Annotated in this window: 25 protein-coding genes, 1 tRNA gene, 1 other RNA gene and 1 pseudogene; 21 read left to right on the top strand and 7 right to left on the bottom strand. The window is 32.5% G+C overall.

All coding sequences use genetic code 11. From position 1 onward, the window contains the following. Positions 1-192, top strand: a complete 192-nt coding sequence (locus SULAZ_RS06390) for a hypothetical protein (RefSeq protein ID WP_012674647.1) — start codon at positions 1-3, stop codon at positions 190-192. Here the strand turns inward: SULAZ_RS06390 and SULAZ_RS09335 are convergent. Then, positions 170-500: pseudogene (locus SULAZ_RS09335) on the bottom strand (hypothetical protein). The gene SULAZ_RS06390 and the pseudogene SULAZ_RS09335 sit on opposite strands and share 23 nt — an antisense overlap. A gap of 208 nt (positions 501-708) precedes the next feature. Between SULAZ_RS09335 and SULAZ_RS06380 the strand changes: the two are divergent. The 8 genes from SULAZ_RS06380 to SULAZ_RS06345 all read left to right on the top strand — a co-directional run bounded on the left by SULAZ_RS06380 (position 709) and on the right by SULAZ_RS06345 (position 6183). Beyond that, a complete protein-coding gene (locus SULAZ_RS06380; protein WP_012674922.1) occupies positions 709-1842 on the top strand; it encodes a DNA double-strand break repair nuclease NurA in 1134 nt (377 codons plus the stop codon). Then, positions 1839-2150 (top strand): ComEA family DNA-binding protein, encoded by a 312-nt coding sequence (locus SULAZ_RS06375; RefSeq protein ID WP_012673755.1) that lies wholly within the window; start codon positions 1839-1841, stop codon positions 2148-2150. Before SULAZ_RS06380 ends, SULAZ_RS06375 begins: the two co-directional genes overlap by 4 nt. Positions 2151-2152: 2 nt before the next feature. Next, positions 2153-2473, top strand: coding sequence for a tetratricopeptide repeat protein (locus tag SULAZ_RS06370; RefSeq protein WP_012674586.1), 321 nt, complete (start codon positions 2153-2155; stop codon positions 2471-2473). Continuing rightward, entirely contained in the window at positions 2455-3399 is a 945-nt protein-coding gene (locus SULAZ_RS06365) for a glycosyltransferase family 9 protein (protein ID WP_041675881.1), read from the top strand. Before SULAZ_RS06370 ends, SULAZ_RS06365 begins: the two co-directional genes overlap by 19 nt. Positions 3400-3458: 59 nt before the next feature. Beyond that, a complete protein-coding gene (locus SULAZ_RS06360; protein ID WP_012674850.1) occupies positions 3459-3941 on the top strand; it encodes an NADH-quinone oxidoreductase subunit NuoE family protein in 483 nt (160 codons plus the stop codon). Further along, positions 3916-5205 (top strand): complex I 51 kDa subunit family protein, encoded by a 1290-nt coding sequence (locus SULAZ_RS06355; protein WP_012673738.1) that lies wholly within the window; start codon positions 3916-3918, stop codon positions 5203-5205. The genes SULAZ_RS06360 and SULAZ_RS06355 overlap by 26 nt, the downstream gene beginning before the upstream one ends. Positions 5206-5208: 3 nt before the next feature. After that, entirely contained in the window at positions 5209-5604 is a 396-nt protein-coding gene (locus tag SULAZ_RS06350; protein ID WP_012674740.1) for a secondary thiamine-phosphate synthase enzyme YjbQ, read from the top strand. A gap of 156 nt (positions 5605-5760) precedes the next feature. Then, positions 5761-6183 carry a DUF302 domain-containing protein gene (locus tag SULAZ_RS06345; RefSeq protein WP_012674214.1) on the top strand — a complete coding sequence of 141 codons (423 nt, stop codon included), beginning with the start codon at positions 5761-5763 and terminating at the stop codon, positions 6181-6183. Between the two features lie 15 nt (positions 6184-6198). Here the strand turns inward: SULAZ_RS06345 and SULAZ_RS06340 are convergent, their stop codons facing one another. The 4 genes from SULAZ_RS06340 to SULAZ_RS06330 all read right to left on the bottom strand — a co-directional run bounded on the left by SULAZ_RS06340 (position 6199) and on the right by SULAZ_RS06330 (position 7583). After that, positions 6199-6885: a response regulator transcription factor gene (locus tag SULAZ_RS06340; protein WP_012674954.1), complete on the bottom strand. Its 687-nt coding sequence runs from the start codon at positions 6883-6885 to the stop codon at positions 6199-6201. A gap of 2 nt (positions 6886-6887) precedes the next feature. Next, complete coding sequence (locus tag SULAZ_RS06335; protein ID WP_012673555.1) at positions 6888-7319, bottom strand: phosphate-starvation-inducible PsiE family protein; 432 nt, start codon at positions 7317-7319, stop codon at positions 6888-6890. Positions 7320-7380: 61 nt separating this feature from the next. After that, an RNA gene (gene ffs, locus SULAZ_RS08840) (signal recognition particle sRNA small type) lies at positions 7381-7476 on the bottom strand. Between the two features lie 17 nt (positions 7477-7493). Then, positions 7494-7583 (bottom strand) — tRNA-Ser (locus tag SULAZ_RS06330). Between the two features lie 170 nt (positions 7584-7753). On the opposite strand from SULAZ_RS06330, the gene SULAZ_RS06325 reads away from it, so the two are divergent. The 9 genes from SULAZ_RS06325 (at position 7754) to SULAZ_RS06285 (ending at position 15183) form a co-directional block, all read left to right on the top strand. Beyond that, positions 7754-9046, top strand: coding sequence for an OmpH/Skp family outer membrane protein (locus tag SULAZ_RS06325; protein WP_012674381.1), 1293 nt, complete (start codon positions 7754-7756; stop codon positions 9044-9046). A 112-nt stretch (positions 9047-9158) separates the two neighbouring features. Continuing rightward, a complete protein-coding gene (gene pstS, locus SULAZ_RS06320) occupies positions 9159-10163 on the top strand; it encodes a phosphate ABC transporter substrate-binding protein PstS (protein WP_012673764.1) in 1005 nt (334 codons plus the stop codon). 97 nt (positions 10164-10260) lie between these two features. Next, positions 10261-11217 (top strand): phosphate ABC transporter permease subunit PstC, encoded by a 957-nt coding sequence (gene pstC / locus SULAZ_RS06315; protein ID WP_012674374.1) that lies wholly within the window; start codon positions 10261-10263, stop codon positions 11215-11217. Position 11218: 1 nt separating this feature from the next. Beyond that, positions 11219-12061, top strand: a complete 843-nt coding sequence (gene pstA / locus SULAZ_RS06310) for a phosphate ABC transporter permease PstA (protein WP_012673434.1) — start codon at positions 11219-11221, stop codon at positions 12059-12061. An 18-nt stretch (positions 12062-12079) separates the two neighbouring features. Further along, positions 12080-12844, top strand: coding sequence for a phosphate ABC transporter ATP-binding protein PstB (pstB, locus tag SULAZ_RS06305; protein WP_012674002.1), 765 nt, complete (start codon positions 12080-12082; stop codon positions 12842-12844). A gap of 1 nt (position 12845) precedes the next feature. Next, entirely contained in the window at positions 12846-13133 is a 288-nt protein-coding gene (locus SULAZ_RS06300) for a nucleotidyltransferase domain-containing protein (protein ID WP_012673670.1), read from the top strand. Further along, positions 13102-13542, top strand: coding sequence for a hypothetical protein (locus tag SULAZ_RS06295; RefSeq protein ID WP_041675877.1), 441 nt, complete (start codon positions 13102-13104; stop codon positions 13540-13542). The genes SULAZ_RS06300 and SULAZ_RS06295 overlap by 32 nt, the downstream gene beginning before the upstream one ends. After that, positions 13536-14195, top strand: a complete 660-nt coding sequence (gene phoU, locus SULAZ_RS06290) for a phosphate signaling complex protein PhoU (protein WP_012673711.1) — start codon at positions 13536-13538, stop codon at positions 14193-14195. The genes SULAZ_RS06295 and phoU overlap by 7 nt, the downstream gene beginning before the upstream one ends. Continuing rightward, complete coding sequence (locus SULAZ_RS06285; protein WP_012674843.1) at positions 14185-15183, top strand: sensor histidine kinase; 999 nt, start codon at positions 14185-14187, stop codon at positions 15181-15183. The genes phoU and SULAZ_RS06285 overlap by 11 nt, the downstream gene beginning before the upstream one ends. A gap of 412 nt (positions 15184-15595) precedes the next feature. Here SULAZ_RS06285 and SULAZ_RS06280 read toward each other — a convergent pair whose 3' ends face one another. Then, a complete protein-coding gene (locus SULAZ_RS06280) occupies positions 15596-16033 on the bottom strand; it encodes a ribonuclease H-like YkuK family protein (RefSeq protein ID WP_012674979.1) in 438 nt (145 codons plus the stop codon). Continuing rightward, positions 16030-16320: a hypothetical protein gene (locus SULAZ_RS06275; protein WP_228357441.1), complete on the bottom strand. Its 291-nt coding sequence runs from the start codon at positions 16318-16320 to the stop codon at positions 16030-16032. The genes SULAZ_RS06280 and SULAZ_RS06275 overlap by 4 nt, the downstream gene beginning before the upstream one ends. Before the next feature lie 64 nt (positions 16321-16384). Between SULAZ_RS06275 and SULAZ_RS06270 the strand changes: the two genes are divergently transcribed. From SULAZ_RS06270 to SULAZ_RS06255, 3 genes are read left to right on the top strand one after another with little or no spacing between them, the layout of a single operon-like run. Continuing rightward, a complete protein-coding gene (locus SULAZ_RS06270; protein WP_012673576.1) occupies positions 16385-16576 on the top strand; it encodes a hypothetical protein in 192 nt (63 codons plus the stop codon). Next, on the top strand, positions 16573-18168 hold the full coding sequence (locus tag SULAZ_RS09090; RefSeq protein WP_012674142.1) for a 1-acyl-sn-glycerol-3-phosphate acyltransferase: 1596 nt from the start codon (positions 16573-16575) through the stop codon (positions 18166-18168). The genes SULAZ_RS06270 and SULAZ_RS09090 overlap by 4 nt, the downstream gene beginning before the upstream one ends. Further along, complete coding sequence (locus tag SULAZ_RS06255; RefSeq protein ID WP_012675112.1) at positions 18153-18854, top strand: polysaccharide deacetylase family protein; 702 nt, start codon at positions 18153-18155, stop codon at positions 18852-18854. The genes SULAZ_RS09090 and SULAZ_RS06255 overlap by 16 nt, the downstream gene beginning before the upstream one ends. Positions 18855-18859: the final 5 nt, after the last annotated feature.

The following is an 18859-nucleotide window of genomic DNA, read 5'->3' as shown; positions in this document are numbered from 1 at the left end:
ATGAAAATCTCAGAAATAGCAAGGCTTTTAAATGGAAAGCTTGAAAACTTTACACAAGATAAAGAGATTAAAAACCTAAAAAGCGTTGAAACTGCAACAGAAGATGATATTACATTTTTAAAGACCAAAAAAGATTTAGATAAAGCTCTAATTTCCAATTTAAATAATTTTAAAACAAACCAAGACAAGTAGCAAAACTTAAAGCTAAAATGAAGAAGTTTATCTTAGCTTTAAATCCTTCTAAAGATACTGCCCTGATATCCTCTATTCCCATATAGTATAACTTGCTAAATACTGTCTCTATTCTCTTCCTTACTCTCTTTAAATTCCTTAAGTGTTATTTTGTAATCACCTTTTCTATAGCTCATAGAAAATATGATGAGAGTTATAAGCTCTACATCAGAGAATTTAGGCTTATTTGTTTTATGTTTATGTTTTATGAGTTTTAGGATTTCATCTGTCAGAATATAAACGTTTATGATATAATCTCTAAAAGTCATGATTTTACCTCCAGTGGTAGTTTTACTTTATGATACCACTGGAGGTTTTTTATTTCATCTTTTTTTCGAATTGGAAATTAGGGTTAAGTTAAATTTTAAAAATTTTAAAAAATATTATATCCCCATAATTATAATACATAAAATTTGTTGATTATTCACATAAAAATGTACTAAAATAGTAGAAAAAAGCAAGTTAGGTGTTCGAAAAATGGTTTATAAACTTTTAGAAGTTATCCGTCAGAAAAAATCATACATATTAAAGTATTTAGAAAACAAGGAATCAGATATATCTTTACAAGAGATTCCAAGTAAGTGGAATAGTTATACACCAGAGGGTAAAGACGTACACATAGCAGCTTCTGATGGGTCTTTTTATAGTAAACAGTATCTTGGATTTTTCTTGGGTGTGTTTAGTGGTTATGCAGAAAGTTTTGACCCAAAAACACAAAAAATTGACAGTGATTTTGTAGGAGATATTTACTTATCGATAATAAAACAGTCTGATAACTTTAAAACTTTACTAACCTTGTTTATGTTTCTATCAGAAGTAAAGGCACTTTACAACCTTGCAAAAAAAGAAAAGCCAGAATTTCTAATATTAGATGGAACAATAACCAGTAAGTTTATAATACCCTTTCCCCTTCCTTACTGGTTTACAAAAGAAGAGCCTTATGACTTGCTAAGCATAGTAAAACAACTTTACCCAAAGGTAAAAGAAAACTGTCTTTCTTACCCTTCTATATACTCTTTATCTAAAGAGATTGAAGAAGATGTTTTAAATCTTCTTTCAGAAAAGAGAAGAGATTTATTAGAAGTAGTTATATCACAACTTACTTACTACGAACACCTTATAACACTTTACCACTTTTTAAATCTTGAATATAAACCTATAATAATAGGCCTTGCAAAAACAAGTACAGGTACAGACCTTTTAAACTCATCTATCCCAGATATAAAGTTGTTTCTTGATTACTGCAAAGATTTAGGCTACTCACAACCCGTTTATCAAAACTTACAAAATTTAAAATCAGAGTTTGGGTTATTAAAAGATATAGACCCTGATTTAAACAATCGGTTATACGATTTAACGATAGAGTCTTTTTATGCAAAGTACAGTGATATTAGGTCCATCAACCTTATAGAGTACTTTCAACATCCGGATAGACCTACCGTAGAAGAAAAAGAGATTTTAGACTATTTAAAAAATACCACTTCCGTTTACAACTACCCCTTAAGACTAAGAATGGTAGACAATCAGGTAAGGATAACAGCTGCAGACTTTGAAAAAATAGAGAAGGAGATAGGGTTAAACTTCTCTATAACAGGAAGAGAGGCACTTTGAAGGTATACGAAGTATTAATAGAGATTCAATCAATTGGTATAATTGTTTTGATAACTTTAACACTTATTTTTTCATATACTCCTTTACTATTTAAAGAAAAATCTAAATACTCAGCTGACGATCTTAAAATAGATGTAAATAAAGCAGACCAAACAACCCTTGAAAAAGTGCCTTACATAGGAGAAAATACTGCGAGTTTAATCATACAAGACCGTCAGATAAGAGGATATTATAAAAGTATTGAAGAGTTAAAATGGATAAGAAATTTTGAAAAAGTAAAAGAATACTTAAAAGTGCAGGAGAGGTAAAGATGAGTAGTAGAATAGAAGCATTAATGAAGGCATTAGAGAAAGACCCTAACAACCCACTTGGACTTTATGGACTTGCCTTAGAGTTTTATAAAGAAGGTAGGTACGAAGATGCGATAGTATACTTAAAGAAGTATCTAAGTGTTTACGACGACCAAGGAGCCGCCTACAGAACTTTAGCCCAAGCTTATATAAACATAGGAGATATAGAGCAAGCTATAGAAACATACGAAAGAGGAATAGAACAGGCAAGGAAATACAACCATCCAACAATGGTAGAAGAGTTTAGACAGGAGATAGAAAGATTAAAGTCCTTGTTATAAGATTTTCATCTTTAGGAGATGTTATACTTTCTACAGCTGCAATAGACCCTTTATATCAACAAGGCTACCAAATAGACTTTTTAACCTTTAAACCTTTTTCTGAAATCTTTATAAAAGATAACAGGATTAACAACTTTATAGCAGCTGACAAAAGGCAGCTGAAAACCTTTAGAGATATACTAAAATTTTCCAAAAATCTTGGAAGGTATGATTATATAGTTGACCTTCACAGTAATTTACGGTCTTTCTTGTTGTCTACATTTACTAAAGGAAAAGTTTTAAGATACAAAAAACAAGGTTTAAAAAGAAGACTAAAAATATTAGACCCAAATTTTAATGTTGTAAAAGCTTACTTAGATACATTAAAACCCTTGGGAATATCAGGAGATTATAAACCTAGAGTTATCTTAGATGAAGAAGATATAAACTCTGTCAAGAACCTTATCCGACAAAACTACATCGTAATAGGTGCAGGGGCAAGGTACTTAAGTAAGATGTATCCACACTACAACCAAGTGGCAAATATTTTTATAAACAAAGGGTATAACGTTGTCTTGGTTGGGAGTAAGGAAGATAAAGAAAAAGATAAAGCTACTTATCCAAATCAAGTAATAGACCTTAGGGGAAAGTTATCTATAAGACAAAGTCTTGCAGTTATCTCAAAATCAAAACTTGTTATAAGTAATGACTCAGCTGTATCTCATATGGCAAGGGCTGTAGGTGTAAAGGTTTTAATGGTATATGGTTCAACCCATCCATACTTTGGATTTGCACCATCAAAAGACGAAGGGGATTACATATTCAAAGGATTAAAATGTCAGCCTTGTACCTTACACGGTAAAGATAGTTGTAAATTTGGTGATTTTAGATGCTTAACCTCAATATCTCCTCAAGAAGTTGTAGAAAAATCTCTTTTATTACTTTAAAAAAATAAAACAATGTTATAAAATATACTCTAACAATGTGAAGATGGAGTTTATAGAAATTGGAGTATGTATACCTAACTCAAGACATTAAAGAAAGGATTGATAAATACTTAGAACGTTTTCCTGTAAAAGAACAGGCCGTAATACAGTCTTTACATCTGATATACTCTAAGTATAGGGATATAACGTTAGAACATATGCAGGAACTGTCAGACTACCTTCAAGTGCCACTTGCCCATATAGAAGGTATTGTAAGTTTTTATGATATGTTTAGAGTAAAGAGAAACGCAAGACATCATATAAGGGTATGTAAAAATCTTCCTTGTCATATAATGGGATGTAAGAAACTACTTGAACTGTTTGAAAAGCTAACTGGAGAAAAAGCAAATGAAGAAAGTAAAAATGGAAGGTTTTATATAGAGACGGTAGAGTGTATAGGGTCTTGTAGTGTAGCACCTGCTTTTATGATAGATGATGATTTATACGATGGAACAAAAATAAATGAAGGTAAGTTAAATGAGATACTATCCAAATATACCTGATTTAAACGCAAACAGCTCTATAAACCTTCTTTTAAAGAGGGCTAAAGAAAATAGAACAGTATGGATAGAAGAGTATGAAACAACGGGAGGATACTCTGCTTTAAAAAAAGCTTTGACAAAATTAACTCCAGAAGATATAGTCATAATGGTAGAAGAAAGTACTCTTAGAGGAAGAGGAGGAGCTGGATTTCCTACTGGAAGAAAGTGGAGATTTGCCCTTGCAAACCCTAAGCCAAGATACCTTATATGTAACGCAGACGAAAGCGAACCCGGAACCTTTAAAGATAGAATTATTATAGAGAGGGACCCTCACCTACTTATAGAAGGAATGATTATATCAGCCTATGCCTTAGGTGCAGAACTTGGATTTATATACATAAGAGGAGAGTACCCAGCTGGTTATATGATACTTGAAGATGCAATAGAAGAGGCAAGGAAAAAAGGCTACTTAGGGAAAAACATTTTAGGAACAGACTTTTCTTTTGATATACTGGTTTACCGGGGAGCGGGAGCTTACATATGTGGAGAAGAGACAGCTTTAATAGAAAGTCTTGAAGGTAAAAGAGGACATCCAAGATTAAGACCTCCTTACCCTGCAAACGAAGGACTATTTGGAAGACCTACAGTCGTAAACAACGTAGAAACTCTATCTAATATCCCTATAATAGTGACTTATGAAAGTTATTATATGAGCATAGGACCTGCTGGATATTACGGACCAAAGCTTTTCCCTATTAGTGGAAAAGTGAAAAATCCGGGTGTGTATGAGTCCACTATGGATATTACACTCCGTGAGCTTATAGATATGGCTGGAGGTATGAAAGACGGAAAGAAGTTTAAAGCAGTTTTTGCAGGAGCATTAGGTGTTTACTCAGAAAGAGATTTAGACACACCTATGGACTACTCACCAAAAGGTTTTGGGGGAACAGGTACAACCATAGTCCTAGCGGAAGATGACTGTATAATAGATGCTTTAATTGTTATAGGTGAGTTTTTCCATCATGAGAGCTGTGGAAAATGTACACCTTGTAGAGTTGGAACTTACGAACTTTTAAATATACTTAAAAAATTCCAAGAAGGAACAGCAACCGAAAAAGATATAAAATACTTAGAACATCTATGTGAAAACATCCCTGTTGGGTCAATATGTGGACTTGGGTACTCAGCTCCTAACGCTGTAAGAGATGCTTTAAAAAAGTTTAGAGATGAGTTTTATTTACACATTGAGAAAAAATGTCCTGCCGGAGTCTGTTTTAAGGAGTAAATGATGTTTTATAAAATCTCAATAAAAACCTCTTCCCATACAGATTTTATAGATATTACACCAAAAGTAAGAGAAGTTGTAAAACAGTCGAAAGTAGAAGAAGGGATATGTGTTATATATGTTCCTCACACAACTGCTGGAGTGTTTATAAACGAAAATGCAGATCCGGATGTAGTTTACGATGTAAAAAACCATCTTGAAAAATTAGTACCGTGGATAAACAACTACAAACACTTAGAAGGAAACGCAGCTGCTCATATAAAATCAATCTTAACCGGAAATTCCATCTCAGTAATCATTGACAAAGGGGATTTAGTTTTAGGAACTTGGCAGGGAATATTCTTTGCCGAGTTTGATGGACCAAGAAGTAGAAACGTTTTTGTAAAAATATTAAAATGATAATAATCATAGTATATATGAATATATATTCATTATAATTAAGTATAATTTTATTATATTAAAATCTGGAGGTTAGTATCATGAGAAAATTTTTAACAGTCCTTTCATTGTCTTTACTATTATCAGTATACTCAGTGTTAGCTGCCGAAGTTCAATTTGAAAAAAGGCTATTACTACGTTGTCATTAAAAATGGGAACTTTGACAAAGTAAATGATGTACTTAAGACAGAGATAGAAAATCACAAATGGGGAGTAATCCATACAATGAACGTAGATAAAACCGTAAAATCAAACACTCCTCATAAAACTTACCTACTATGTAGAGCTGATTACCTTACAGAAGGATTGAAATTCAATAAAGATGTAATAAGTGTTTTAATTCCTTGTAGAATATCCATTTATCAGGATAAAAACAATATTAAAATTTTAGTTGAAGATGTAGAAGCATCTTCGTCTAACTTTGGTGTAGAAGATAAAAGATTTAAAGCATTTTTAAAACAAGTTAGTGAAGAGATGAAAAGTATTCTTCAAAAAACAGCTGACCATTTTGAAAAAAGACAAAATAACCCTTCAATGTAAAAAATACGGGAGTGTTTACTCGCACTCCCATTTGTATCCCACACCTCTAACAGTTTTAATACAGTTTCCATAATCTCCTAAAACTTCTCTTAATTTTTTGATATGAACGTCTATTGTTCTATCGTATATGTCTTTATCCCATTTCCATATATTTTCTAATATGTAATCTCTTGATAAAACTCTACCTTCTGCGTTAACAAGGGCTAAAAGTAGTTTAAACTGTGTTATAGTAAGGTTAATGTGTTGTCCTTTTATAGTTACTTCAAATTTTTCTGGAATAATCTCTAAATCTTTAAATTTATACTTAGGTTTAGATGTTGGAAAGTGGTAAGACTTAGACCTCCTAATTACAGCCTTAACTCTTGCTAGAAGTTCTCTAAAAGAGAAAGGTTTCGTTACGTAATCATCAGCTCCTAATTCTAAACCTACTATTTTATCTATTTCTGTGCTTTTTGCAGTTAGCATAATTAATGGTGTATGGCTTATCTCTTTATCAGACCTTACTAACTTACAAAACTCAAGTCCATCTATCTCTGGCATCATCAAGTCTAAAACTACAGCGTCCGGTTTATCTTCTTTTATATGCTCAAAGGCTACCTTTCCATTTGGAAAGGATTTTACTTCAAATCCTTCTTTTTTAAAGTTGTAGGTTAAAAGTTCGTTAATGTCTTCATCGTCTTCAATTACATAAATAAGTGCCATCTTCATACCTCCAGTTTATATTTATTCGGTGAGTACTTTAATGTTATTACTCTCATTATAACTAATATAAAAGCTATGCCTGTTAGCAGTATAGCAAACTCTGTAGAAATATTATGTTGATATAGTCCTACTACAAGCTCACGAATTAATATTATTATGGATATGTCTATTATTATAGATAGTCTAACTCTTTTTAAAGTTATGTAATCGTTTATGCTTTTTATTATCTCTATCATTATAAAGATAGATAGGGTATTGTTTATAAGACCTTCTACCATTTGCTTTATATTTGGATAGTTCTGGTATAGAGTTAGAAGTATGTTTATTATACTCAATCCAAGTCCAAGAGATATTATTATCTCTAATACAAAGAGAGATAGTAGGATTGCGTTATCCAGCACTTTAAACTTTAAAATTTTTTCTACGGTTACCATAGTTAAGATTTTAGTAAGATTAAGTTAAGATTTTATGAAGATTTTGTTAAGAAATTTTTATATTAACGGGACTTACTCCGGCATAGGAGGTTCGGCTTATCCTTGCTTCCTTCCGGACCTGGGGAGGTTCACCGTCTCCTACCCGGAGGGTCCCGACTGTTTATCACGGCCAAGCGGATGGGGCGGGATTCGAACCCGCGGTACGGGGATTACCCGTACACAGCATTTCCAGTGCTGCTCCTTCGGCCACTCGGACACCCATCCATTAGAAGAATAAATATTAAATATTATACCACACTACAGTTTTTTTCAATTTTAATTTTTCTTAACAATTTATCTCTTATTGTTAACTTTCGTTAATTTTTCTTTCGTTAAATTTTAACAATTCTTTTGTATTCTACTTGCGTAAATAATTTTTGTAGGAGGTTATGTTTATGAAGAAGAGTTTAGCAGTGCTTGCTCTTATGGGGGCAGTAGGTTTTTCACAGGCAGCTGTAGTTGAGAACCCTATTCTCAAAAAATTAGTTGAGAAAGGAATCTTAACAGAGCAGGAAGCGGCAGCGATTGACGAACAACTTGCACAGGAAGAAGCTGAAAAAGCCAAGTATCAGGCCGAAATTGACAAAACAGCTATGGAAGCCAAAGAGAAGTTAAGCAAGTTAGAGAAAAAATGGGGAGACATGCCAGCTTTAGCAGGAAAGTTTAAGAAATTTGAAATCGGTGGAAAGGCTTACATAGGTTATACTTATACAGTTGACAAAAAACAATACACAGGAAATAACGACAGGGGAGACTTTGAAGTAAGAAGGTTCTATTTTGATACAAAAGCATATTTAAATGACAAAGACCACATAAGATTTACTACTGATTTATCAGCTGGTACAGACTATAAGTTAAAAATTAAATACGGATATCTCTACAAAGACATCTCAGGTTTAATACCACATACTGGGTTTGAGTTTGGTGTGGCTCACACCCCTTGGATAGACTTTGAAGAGCATACAGGCTGGTGGTATAGAAGTATAGACAAAACATTTATTGAATCTTCAAATGGTATGGGACTTTGGCCTTCTGCTGACCTTGGAATTAACTTCAAAACAAAAACTCCTTACGTATCTTCTGAAATAGGAATGTTTAACGGAGAAGGTTATGATAAAATAAATACATCTTCTAAAAACTCTTCCGGAATACACAACTCATTTGAAGGTAGAATTACATACCACATACTTGGAAACGGAGACAAGAAGTTAAGCCCAACAAAAGACCAGTATGCAAACGTATCTCTACACTTAGCATCAAACATAGGTTATAACGATGCATATTTAACACACAAAAATCTAAATCTTTACCACATACACGCAGTTTATAACCACCCAATGTTCCTCATAGCAGCTCAGTATGGAAAAGTTGACTACAATACACAATCTGCCAACGCTGGTGATGGATATTCTGTGAACTTTGAAGTAAGACCTGTTAAAGACTGGTCAATCTTTGGAAGATACGACTACTGGAAACCAAAAAATAAACAAGGTACAACAACTGCTTACTGGGATAAGAGAAGAGCTTATTACGTTGGCGTTGCTTACACTATGAACAAGTACGTAAAGTGGATTATAAACTATGAAAACTTTGACTACTCTGGAAAAGATGATTTGGCTAACACAGCTAAATCTTCAAGCTATTTTGATAAATCACAATACAAACTTACAGCTGAGTTAAGTTGGTAATAGGATAAAAGGGGGGAGGGGGATTTGTTAAAAATTCTTAACAAAAAATTAATAAAATTTTAAAAATTTTGATTTAAATTTATTATAACTGAATTTTAAGGAGGTAAGGAAAGTGAAAACAATAGGAAAGTTAGCTATAGGTGGATTGTTAGCAGTATCCACTGCAGTATTTGCAGCTGAGTTAACAGGTGCTGGAGCTACATTTCCATACCCAATATACTCAGCTTGGGCTTTTATGTATGAAAAGGCAACTGGTATAAAGGTAAACTATCAGTCAATAGGTTCCGGTGGTGGTATAAGACAGATTGAAAACAGAACTGTTGACTTTGGAGCTTCTGACGCACCTTTAACTCCACAAGAGTTAAACCAAAAGAAACTTTTACAATTTCCTACTGTTATAGGTGGAGTTGTACCAGTTTATAACCTTCCAGAAGTCCAAGGAAAACAGTTAAACTTTGATGGTAAAGCTCTCTGTGATATTTATATGGGTAAAATCAAAAAGTGGAATGACCCATATTTACAACAGCTAAACCCTGGTGTAAACTTACCTGATAGAGATATCACAGTAGTTAGAAGGTCTGACGGTTCTGGTACAACTTGGATATGGACAAACTACTTATCAAAAGTATGTCCTGATTGGGAAAAACAAGTTGGATTTGGAACGTCTGTTAACTGGCCTGTTGGGGTAGGTGGAAAAGGAAACGAAGGCGTTGCTAACTACGTTAAAAGATTCAGAGGTGCAATAGGATATGTAGAATACATATACGCGAAACAAAACAACATGCCTGCAGGTAAAGTTAAAAACAAAGAAGGAAACTTTGTAGCTCCTTCTGTTGAATCCTTCCAAGCTGCAGCTGCAAACGCTAAATGGGATAAAAAACAACACTTTTACTATGTTTTAACAGACCAGCCGGGTAAAGACAGTTATCCTATAGCTGGAGCTACGTTTATATTACTGGCAAAAGACAAACCTGAATCTTCTAAAAAGGCAGTTCAATTCTTTGACTGGGCATTTAAAAACGGAGACCAAGAAGTTATAAGATTAAACTATATACCTTTACCACAAAACGTAAAAAATCTTATAAGGGAATACTGGAAAGAAAACGGTTTAATGTAAGCTTCTCATGTTTAACCTCCATTACTTTTACCCCCACAGTAAAGTGGGGGATTTTTGTTTTATAATAGTAACGTAAAATAGAATTTAAGGTGGGATTATGAGTAATGTAAACTCTGCATTAAAGAGAGCTAAATTATTAGAATACATATTTAGAGCAGTACTTGGTTTTTCAGCCTTATTTATAGGAATAATACTTCCAATTATAATTTTAATAATCCTGTACAAGGAAGCTTCGTTAGCCATAGATAAGTTTGGAGTAATAAACTTTATAACTTCTACAGATTGGGACCCTGTTGCTGGAAAGTTTGGAGGTTTAGCTCCTTTAGTAGGTACCTTAATAGCAACATTATTGGCAACTTTGATAGCAGCTCCTATATCTATGGGTATCGCTATATTCCTTACAGAGTTATCTCCAAATAAACTAAAACCTATATTTTCAACAGCTATTGAGCTTTTGGCTGCAATACCAAGTATTATCTACGGTATGTGGGGACTTTTCGTTGTTGCACCTTTATTCGGTGAAAAAGTAGAACCATGGCTTCAAGATAAATTGGGAAATGTTCCAGTAATAGGTAAACTTTTTGAAGGTTCTCCTACAGGGATTGACGTTTTAACAACTTCTCTAGTTTTAGCTATAATGATAATTCCATTTATGAGCTCTGTAGTAAAAGACGCTTTTAATATGGTTCCTCCAATTATGAAAGAGTCGGCTTACGCTCTTGGTGCAACTAAGTGGGAAGTTATAAAGCAAGTTATGATACCTATTACAGCTTCAGGTATAGCCGGAGGACTTATCTTAAGTGTAGGTAGAGCTCTTGGAGAGACAATGGCAGTTACATTTTTAGCAGGAAACGTAAACCAAATACCTAAATCACTTTTAGACCCTTTTACAACTATTACCGTAGCTTTAGCTAACCAATTTACAGAAGCTGATACAGATATTTACTTATCTTCTCTATACTTTTTAGCGTTAATCCTGTTTATCATGTCTTTTGTGATTTTATATTTATCTAAATTGATGTTATTACAATTAGAAAAAAAGTGGAAGGTTTAAAATGGCTACTAACAAGTTAAAAAGGAAAGTTGAAAACTACGTATTTTTAACCCTTTCTCTATTTTCAGCCGTTTTTGGACTGTTTTTCTTATTCTGGATACTGGGAGACTTGTTTATAAACGGGTTTAAATACATAAACATAGACCTGTTTACAAAAGACCCAGTCCCACCAGGTATGGAAGGAGGAGGTTTGAAACACGCATTTATAGGGCACATAATAATTACATTTTTAGGGACTGTAATAGGAACTCCGATAGGAATACTTGCAGGTATATACTTTGCAGAGTATGGAAGAAATTCAAAGATAGCAAGAATAGGAAGAAACATAGTTGACATTATGGTTAGTAATCCTTCTATAGTTATCGGAGCTGTTGTGTATGCTATCCTTGTTAAACCTGTTGGACACTTTATGGGAATAGCAGGTGGTGTTGCCTTAGCACTTTTAATGATACCAGTTATAGTTATCACAACCGATGAAATGATGAAGTTGGTTCCAAAAGAAACAAGAGAAGCTGCTTATGCACTTGGAGCTCAACCGTGGCAGGTTAGTTTTCAAGTTGTTTTAAGAGCTGCAAAAGTAGGTGTTTTAACTGGAGTTATACTGGGAGTTGCAAGAATATCAGGAGAGACTGCACCACTGTTGTTTACAGCTTTCAACAACAGCTTCACAACTTTAGACCCTACAAAACCGATGGCTTCTTTAACAGTTACAGTATTCCAGTACGCTATGGGTCCTTACGACGAGTGGCACAGACAGGCTTGGGCTGCATCTTTTATACTTACTTTTGGTGTTTTAATTGCTTCTATTACAGCAAGATACTTAATCCAAAGGAAAAAGCATTAACAGGAGGAATTTTATAAAATGGCAGAAAACTTGAAAATGGAAGTAAAGAATCTTAACTTTTACTACTCAGGCAATAAACTTGCTTTAAAAAATATTAACATGCCTATTTACGAAAAGAAGATTACAGCTCTTATAGGTCCTTCAGGTTGTGGTAAAACAACACTTTTAAGATGTTTCAACAGAATGCACGACCTATACCCAGGAAACAGGTACGAAGGAGAGATACTTTTAGATGGGAAAAACATATTAGATAAAGATGTAGACTTAATGGAACTAAGAACGAAAGTAGGAATGGTTTTCCAAAAACCTACACCGTTTCCTATGTCAATTTTTGAAAATATAGCTTACGGTCTTAAACTTCAAGGTATAAAAAACAAAACAGAGTTAAAAGACAGAGTGGAGCAAGCTTTAAAGGAAGCTGCACTTTGGGAAGAAGTAAAAGATAGATTAGATACTTCTGCATTTGGACTTTCTGGTGGACAACAACAAAGGTTATGTATAGCAAGGACAATAGCAGTTAAACCAGAAGTTATACTATTTGACGAGCCTACTTCCGCCCTTGACCCAATATCAACAGCTAAAATAGAAGAACTAATAGTAGAACTTAAGAAAAACCACACTATAATAATAGTTACTCACAACATGCAACAAGCTGCAAGGGTATCAGACTACACAGCGTTTATGTACTTAGGAGAGCTTATTGAATTTGATTCTACAGACATTATATTTACAAAACCAAACAAAAAACTTACAGAAGATTACATTTCAGGAAGATTTGGATAATATGAGACTGTATGAGTTTGAAAAAGAAGCTCTAAAGGAAGTTTTTAAAGACTTTGAAGGGGAGATTTACATATTTGGATCAAGAGTAAAAGAAGATTCAAAAGGAGGAGATATAGATATAATCTTAAAAACAGACAAAAACCTAACATTAGAAGATATTTTAAAGTATCAATCTAAGTACTTTCTCCTTACAGACACAAACATAGATATAGTAAAGTACAGAGAAAACGACCCGTTTATAAAGGAAGTAATGAACGATGCAGAAAGACTTGATCTGTCAAGCTTATAAAGATTTGGAAAGCAGTGTAAAGCTTTTAGAATACTCCCTATCCAAGTACAAACCCTTTGACCCTACAGTAGTTTACTCTTACGAAGATTTAGAGTATTACGACTCACTATCTTTTAGATTTGAAAAAGCAGTAGAGATGTTTTTCAGTTTTTTTAAAACCCTTGAGCTTTACCTTTACGGAGAGTTATCACAAACCATAAGACAGAGACTTCAAAAAATGGAAAAAATAGGAATAATTAATAACTTAGAAGATTACATGGAAGCAAAGCTTCTTAGAAACAAGGTTGTTCATGCATATTTACCAGAAAAGTTAGAAGAGATTTACTCAACTGTTGAAAAATTAAGTAAAATTCTTTTACAAGATTTTGATAAAATAGAAAAATACATTCAGGAGGAAATAAAATGCTAATAGAACCAAGACTTACAGAAATAAGAGAAAGACTTTTAAAAATGGCAGAAATAGCAGAGAATATGATAGATAACGCAATAAAAGCCATAATTGAACATGATCCACAGTATCTTAAGTATGTTGAAGAAAATGAAGATGTAGTAGATAAAATGGAAGTAGAAAATGAAAGCCTAATAATAACCACAATGGCAAGATACCAGCCAGAAGCAAAGTATTTAAGATTCTTAGTGATGGATCTATTCGTTAACAGAGACTTAGAAAGGATAGGAGACCACGCAGAAAACATAAAAGAGCATGCCCAATCAATCCTACAAAAACCAAAACTAAAAGAGTACGTAGACCTACCAATTATGACCCAATTGGCAATTCAGATGTTAAAAGATGCTATCAAATCCTTTGCAGAAATGGACACAGAACTTGCAAGAGATGTTATAAAAAGAGATGACAAAATAGATGCTTTAGAAGACCAAATCATTAGAGAGTTATACACCTACATGGTAGAAGACCCTACAACTATAAAAGTAGGTCTTAGATTAATTGATGTAGTAAAGAACATAGAAAGAGTAGCTGACATAGCTACAAATCTTGCAGAAGAAGTAATCTATATGAAAGAAGGAAAAATGCTAAGACATCAGGAGATAGATGAAGAGTAATATTAACGACGGCATTTTAATAACTTTTTTAGACTTTTTAAAAGAAGGGATAATAATAGTTGACGATGAAACAAAAGTAATAGAGTTTGTCAATAGATTTGCAAAAAAGTTTTTAAAAGATGAAAACTACGAAGGAAAAAACTTTAAGGAAGTTATAGATAACGATTACATCTACTCCCTCATATCTTACAACCAAGAAAAAGACGTAAAAGCAGAGGTAAACATAGACAACCAAAAGTATCTAATCAACGTTTACAGGATAGAAGGTAAAAAGATAATACATATTCAAGATATTACACCATTTGAAGTATATAAGCAAGCAAAAAAAGACTTTGTATCAAACGTATCTCACGAACTAAAAACACCTATATCAGTGCTAAAGTCAGCTGTAGAGACAATAGAAGAAGAAAAAGACCCGGTAATGATAAAAAAGTTTGTAAACATTGCAAAAAAGAGAATAGAACAGATGGACCATCTTATAAACGACCTTTTAATTCTTGCAAGGTTAGAATCCCAAGAAGACCAAGTTAAAAAAGAAAGATATGATTTACACAAACAGATAGAAGAAATATTTGAAGACTTAAAACATCTAACAGAAGAAAAAGAGATTCAACTTATCAATCAAGTACCTAATAAATTTGATGTTTATGCAGATGAACAGAAGTTAAGTATAGCTTTAAAAAACTTGATAGAAAATGCAATAAAGTATAACAAACAAAACGGTAAAGTTATAGTAAAAGCCGTAAAAGACAGTAAATATACAACAATTACCGTAGAAGACACAGGAATAGGTATCCCTGAAGAGTCAATACCACTTATATTTGAGAGATTTTATAGAGTCGATAAGTCAAGAAGTAGAAATATAGGTGGAACCGGACTTGGACTATCAATTGTCAAACATATCACAGAAGCCCACAAAGGAAAGGTATGGGTAGAGAGTAAACTAGGTGAAGGTTCAAAATTTTTCATTAAAATACCAAATACTTAATCTTTTTAACAAAATCTTAACAAAACTTTAACACAAATTTAAAAAGTCTAATGTATACTTAATTATAATCGTCAATTAAAAATTTAGGTGTTAAATATGGAGAAAAATGTAGAATTTTTAAGTTTTGAAACTGTTAGTATACTACTTGCAACATTTCCAAACAGTGATGGAGAGTTTGAAAACATACTTAAAAAAAACAGTTTAATGACAATATAAAAAATCTACAAGGTATTCCTTATAAAATAAAGGAAATAAAACTTGGAAAAATAAAGATTAAAAATCAAATAATACTGTCTTTTAAAGATTTAAAAAAATTAATAGACAATCCATCTAACATTTTAAGGTTTGTTTTAAATGGTAGAGTAAATATAAAAGGAAATATTAAAGAGATACTTAAGGTTCTTGAAAAGATTTAACAGTGGTTAACCATATAGTTTGCAACAGAAAAAGCTGCAATTGAGTTAGGTTTTAAAACAGGTTTTAACCCTTGAGCCATTACATAGCTTATAGCCTCTTTTACAACCATATTAGACTTATGCTTTTCACTTGGATTTATATCAAGGTGTATCTCTAACCTTCTATTCTCTATAACATCTAAAATATTCAAAGCTGCATAAACAGAAAGGTCTACTTCCTTTAAAAGCCTCTCCCTTAAAGACTCTATTCTCCTTGTCTTTTGAACTTCTGAAAATATTTTAGCTCCTCGACAAGAATCTATATGAACGACTATCACTGTAACAAAAAGAGTGTAAGTTTGAAACTGTTTAGAATCACATCCTACATAGATAGAAGTTTCCTGTGAGGTGTTTCTTATGTACCGCTTTACTTCATCAAAATTAAACTTTTTCATATTAATCTTGAGATAGCCTTACTTACTAAATTTTCTACAATGTTAGCTATAACAAAAGTTTCTATTAAAATTTCTTTATCTTTAGGAGTAAAGTGGACATCCTGCTGTCTTTTTCTTACTCTCTCTTTTTCTTTTAGGTACCTTGAATATCTTTTTTCAAGAGATTTTATCTCTAACGCAATCTCATCTAACTTTTCCATTCTAAACTCCTTCTCTTTTCTTTTAAAGATAATTATAAGTAAAAAATTTTTAAATTTCATTAACTTTAAGCTAAAAATCTTTAACATTAACTTAAATAAAAATTAATCTTTTTTATCTATAATCATAAAAAACTAAGAAGGAGATAACAACATGGAAAATAGGGAGATAGTTGAAAAAGTTGCCTTAAAAATATGGGAAATAACAGGAAAAACAGACGACAGAACAGACCAAAACTGGAAAGATGCTGAAGAGATAGTTAATATGGTTATCCAACACTTAAAAGATAAAGATTTACTGAAAAAAGACCCGCTAAAAAGAAAGTATAGAAGGAGGTTAACATGATAGCTATAAATAAAATAAAAAATGTTAAAAACATTCCGGTAAGCTTTTACAAATACAAAATAAAAAATTTTAAAAGTAAAGTAAATATACACATAGAGACAAACTCTTATGTTGTAAAAACAGCCAAGACTATGAATGAACTTTTAGACTTGCTAAAACTTAGATTTGAAGTGTTTTTAGAGGGAAAAAGGAAGATGATTCCGTTAGACTTTGACGAGTATGACCTTGTAGCAGACCATATAATGATTTTAGATAAAAAGTCAGGTAAACCTGTAGGAACTTATAGACTAATATCATCTATATTTTCTAACAAATTCTACTCAGAAACAGAGTTTTACATAGACAAGATTAAAAAATTGAATGGAAATATTTTAGAGATGGGAAGAGCTGCAATAAAAAAAGACTACAGAAACGGCATTACAATAGCACTTTTATGGAAAGGAATAGCCCAGTATGTAAAACAGACAAACTCTAAATTTTTGTTTGGATGTTCCAGTGTTTACACGACAGACCCGGTAGAAGCTGCCTACCTGTACCTTTACCTTAAGAAAAACTATTTTAAAGAAAGTTTACTGTGCGAAGTAAAACCAAACTACGTTATGCCAAACTTCCAAAAGTACTTAAACCTCTTAGAGAATCTAAACCCGGATTTTAAAAAAGCAGAAGAGTTTATTCCACCTCTATTAAAAGCTTACTTAAACGCAGGAGCTTTCGTGTGTAGTTATCCTGCTTTAGACAGAGAGTTTAACTGTATTGATTTTATAACTGTTTTAAACACTGACAATCTAGCAAAAACTTTTGAAAGAAAATACAAAAAAGTGAAGTACATTAAGTTTTTACACAAACTTGGAGTTTTTTTAGTTTTAACCCTTTTATTTATTACCTCTTCTACTTTTATCTACTTTTTTACTGTAGATAAAAAAAAGAGGTTAAAGAAACTGGTTAAAAACAGTAATTTTTACAGAGATTTAGCTTTAAAACTTTTCAATGTTAAAGTCTATATAAACAACTTTAATCTAAACACGGAAGAAAACTATATCATAACACCGAACCATCTTTCTTACTTAGATATTATTGTTTTAAAAAATAACGATAAAAACCTTTTTGTATCAACTCATGAAGTAAAGGAAACGTTTTTGTTTGGAAAGGTGGCAGAGTTTGGAGGTAGTGTTTTTATAAACAGACAGTCTAAAAACGGTATAAAACAAGAGATTGAAACTCTAAAAGAGGTTTTAAAAGAAGGCTTTAGCATAGTCATATTCTTAGAGGGAACTACCTCAAACGGTGAAACAGTTTTACCTTTTAAATCTTCTTTTGTAGAGATAGCTTTTGAGCTGGGGGTAAAGATAGTTCCTACCTGTATAAGGTACAGGACTGTAAACGGAGAAGAAATAAATGAGAAAAACAGAGACTTAATTTTTTACTACGGAGATATGAACCTATTTAAACACGTATTTAACTTCCTTCTAAATGTAAACAGTGTAGAAGTAGAAGTTATTTTTTTAAACCCTATCAACCCATCGGATTTTAAAGACAGAAAAGAGTTGTCAAAGTATCTACACTCAGAGATACTAAAATGCTATACAGGTTAAACGTATCTGTACACGATATTACAAAGTCAAACCTTGAGATGGTTGAAGAGATGTTAGAGTTTTTAGATAACCTGTCTGTAGAAAAGTTAACCTTACTGCTTATACCCTTTTATCACGAAAAAGAGAGTTTACTTGAGATAAAACAGTGGATAGATAAAAATGTAAAAGATAATGAAGTAGTCCTTCATGGATACACCCATAAATCAGGAAGGTTCTACGACTTTAGAGACCTACTTACAAACCAAGAAGGAGAGTTTGCCTACTACCAAGACATTGAAGAAAGGATTAAAAAAGGTTTAGAAGTTTTAAAAACTTTAGGGTACGATCCAGAAGGCTTTATACCACCTGCTTGGCTTATGAGAAAATCAGATTTTCCTTTACTAAAAAAGTATGGCTTTAAATTTACAACAGATAGAAGGTACATATACGATATTCAAAATAATAGGAAGATACTCTCACCAGTTATATCCTTTGGTTCAAGGGGTTTTATAGAAGCTTTATCAGTTATTACCTTTAAAAAACAGTTTTATATCCTAAAACTTTTAAACCCCGTAGTCATCAGGATAGCATTACACCCGGTAGATGTACTAAACAAAAAGAAGCTACAGTATGTAAAAGAGATTTTAGATAATCAAGATTTTGAATTTATCTTCTTAAAAGAAGCCCTAAACTTTAATAAAAGTTAACTCTT

The sequence above is a fragment of the Sulfurihydrogenibium azorense Az-Fu1 genome (assembly GCF_000021545.1).
GTDB classification, from domain to species: domain Bacteria; phylum Aquificota; class Aquificia; order Aquificales; family Hydrogenothermaceae; genus Sulfurihydrogenibium; species Sulfurihydrogenibium azorense.
The sequence above is the reverse complement of the archived record's forward strand: the minus strand, read 5'-3'. Positions and strand labels throughout refer to the sequence as shown.

Coding starts and splice junctions, on each gene's coding strand:
- SULAZ_RS06325 (WP_012674381.1), top strand. CDS start 7,754: ATGAAGAAGAGTTTAGCAGTGCTTGCTCTTATGGGGGCAGTAGGTTTT.
- SULAZ_RS06270 (WP_012673576.1), top strand. CDS start 16,385: ATGGAAAATAGGGAGATAGTTGAAAAAGTTGCCTTAAAAATATGGGAA.
- pstB (WP_012674002.1), top strand. CDS start 12,080: ATGGCAGAAAACTTGAAAATGGAAGTAAAGAATCTTAACTTTTACTAC.
- SULAZ_RS09090 (WP_012674142.1), top strand. CDS start 16,573: ATGATAGCTATAAATAAAATAAAAAATGTTAAAAACATTCCGGTAAGC.
- pstC (WP_012674374.1), top strand. CDS start 10,261: ATGAGTAATGTAAACTCTGCATTAAAGAGAGCTAAATTATTAGAATAC.
- phoU (WP_012673711.1), top strand. CDS start 13,536: ATGCTAATAGAACCAAGACTTACAGAAATAAGAGAAAGACTTTTAAAA.
- SULAZ_RS06255 (WP_012675112.1), top strand. CDS start 18,153: ATGCTATACAGGTTAAACGTATCTGTACACGATATTACAAAGTCAAAC.
- SULAZ_RS06355 (WP_012673738.1), top strand. CDS start 3,916: ATGAGATACTATCCAAATATACCTGATTTAAACGCAAACAGCTCTATA.
- SULAZ_RS06380 (WP_012674922.1), top strand. CDS start 709: ATGGTTTATAAACTTTTAGAAGTTATCCGTCAGAAAAAATCATACATA.
- SULAZ_RS06340 (WP_012674954.1), bottom strand. CDS start 6,885: ATGGCACTTATTTATGTAATTGAAGACGATGAAGACATTAACGAACTT.
- SULAZ_RS06295 (WP_041675877.1), top strand. CDS start 13,102: ATGCAGAAAGACTTGATCTGTCAAGCTTATAAAGATTTGGAAAGCAGT.
- SULAZ_RS06285 (WP_012674843.1), top strand. CDS start 14,185: ATGAAGAGTAATATTAACGACGGCATTTTAATAACTTTTTTAGACTTT.
- SULAZ_RS06350 (WP_012674740.1), top strand. CDS start 5,209: ATGTTTTATAAAATCTCAATAAAAACCTCTTCCCATACAGATTTTATA.
- SULAZ_RS06300 (WP_012673670.1), top strand. CDS start 12,846: ATGAGACTGTATGAGTTTGAAAAAGAAGCTCTAAAGGAAGTTTTTAAA.
- SULAZ_RS06275 (WP_228357441.1), bottom strand. CDS start 16,320: ATGTTAAAGATTTTTAGCTTAAAGTTAATGAAATTTAAAAATTTTTTA.
- SULAZ_RS06335 (WP_012673555.1), bottom strand. CDS start 7,319: ATGGTAACCGTAGAAAAAATTTTAAAGTTTAAAGTGCTGGATAACGCA.
- SULAZ_RS06370 (WP_012674586.1), top strand. CDS start 2,153: ATGAGTAGTAGAATAGAAGCATTAATGAAGGCATTAGAGAAAGACCCT.
- SULAZ_RS06280 (WP_012674979.1), bottom strand. CDS start 16,033: ATGAAAAAGTTTAATTTTGATGAAGTAAAGCGGTACATAAGAAACACC.
- pstA (WP_012673434.1), top strand. CDS start 11,219: ATGGCTACTAACAAGTTAAAAAGGAAAGTTGAAAACTACGTATTTTTA.
- SULAZ_RS06390 (WP_012674647.1), top strand. CDS start 1: ATGAAAATCTCAGAAATAGCAAGGCTTTTAAATGGAAAGCTTGAAAAC.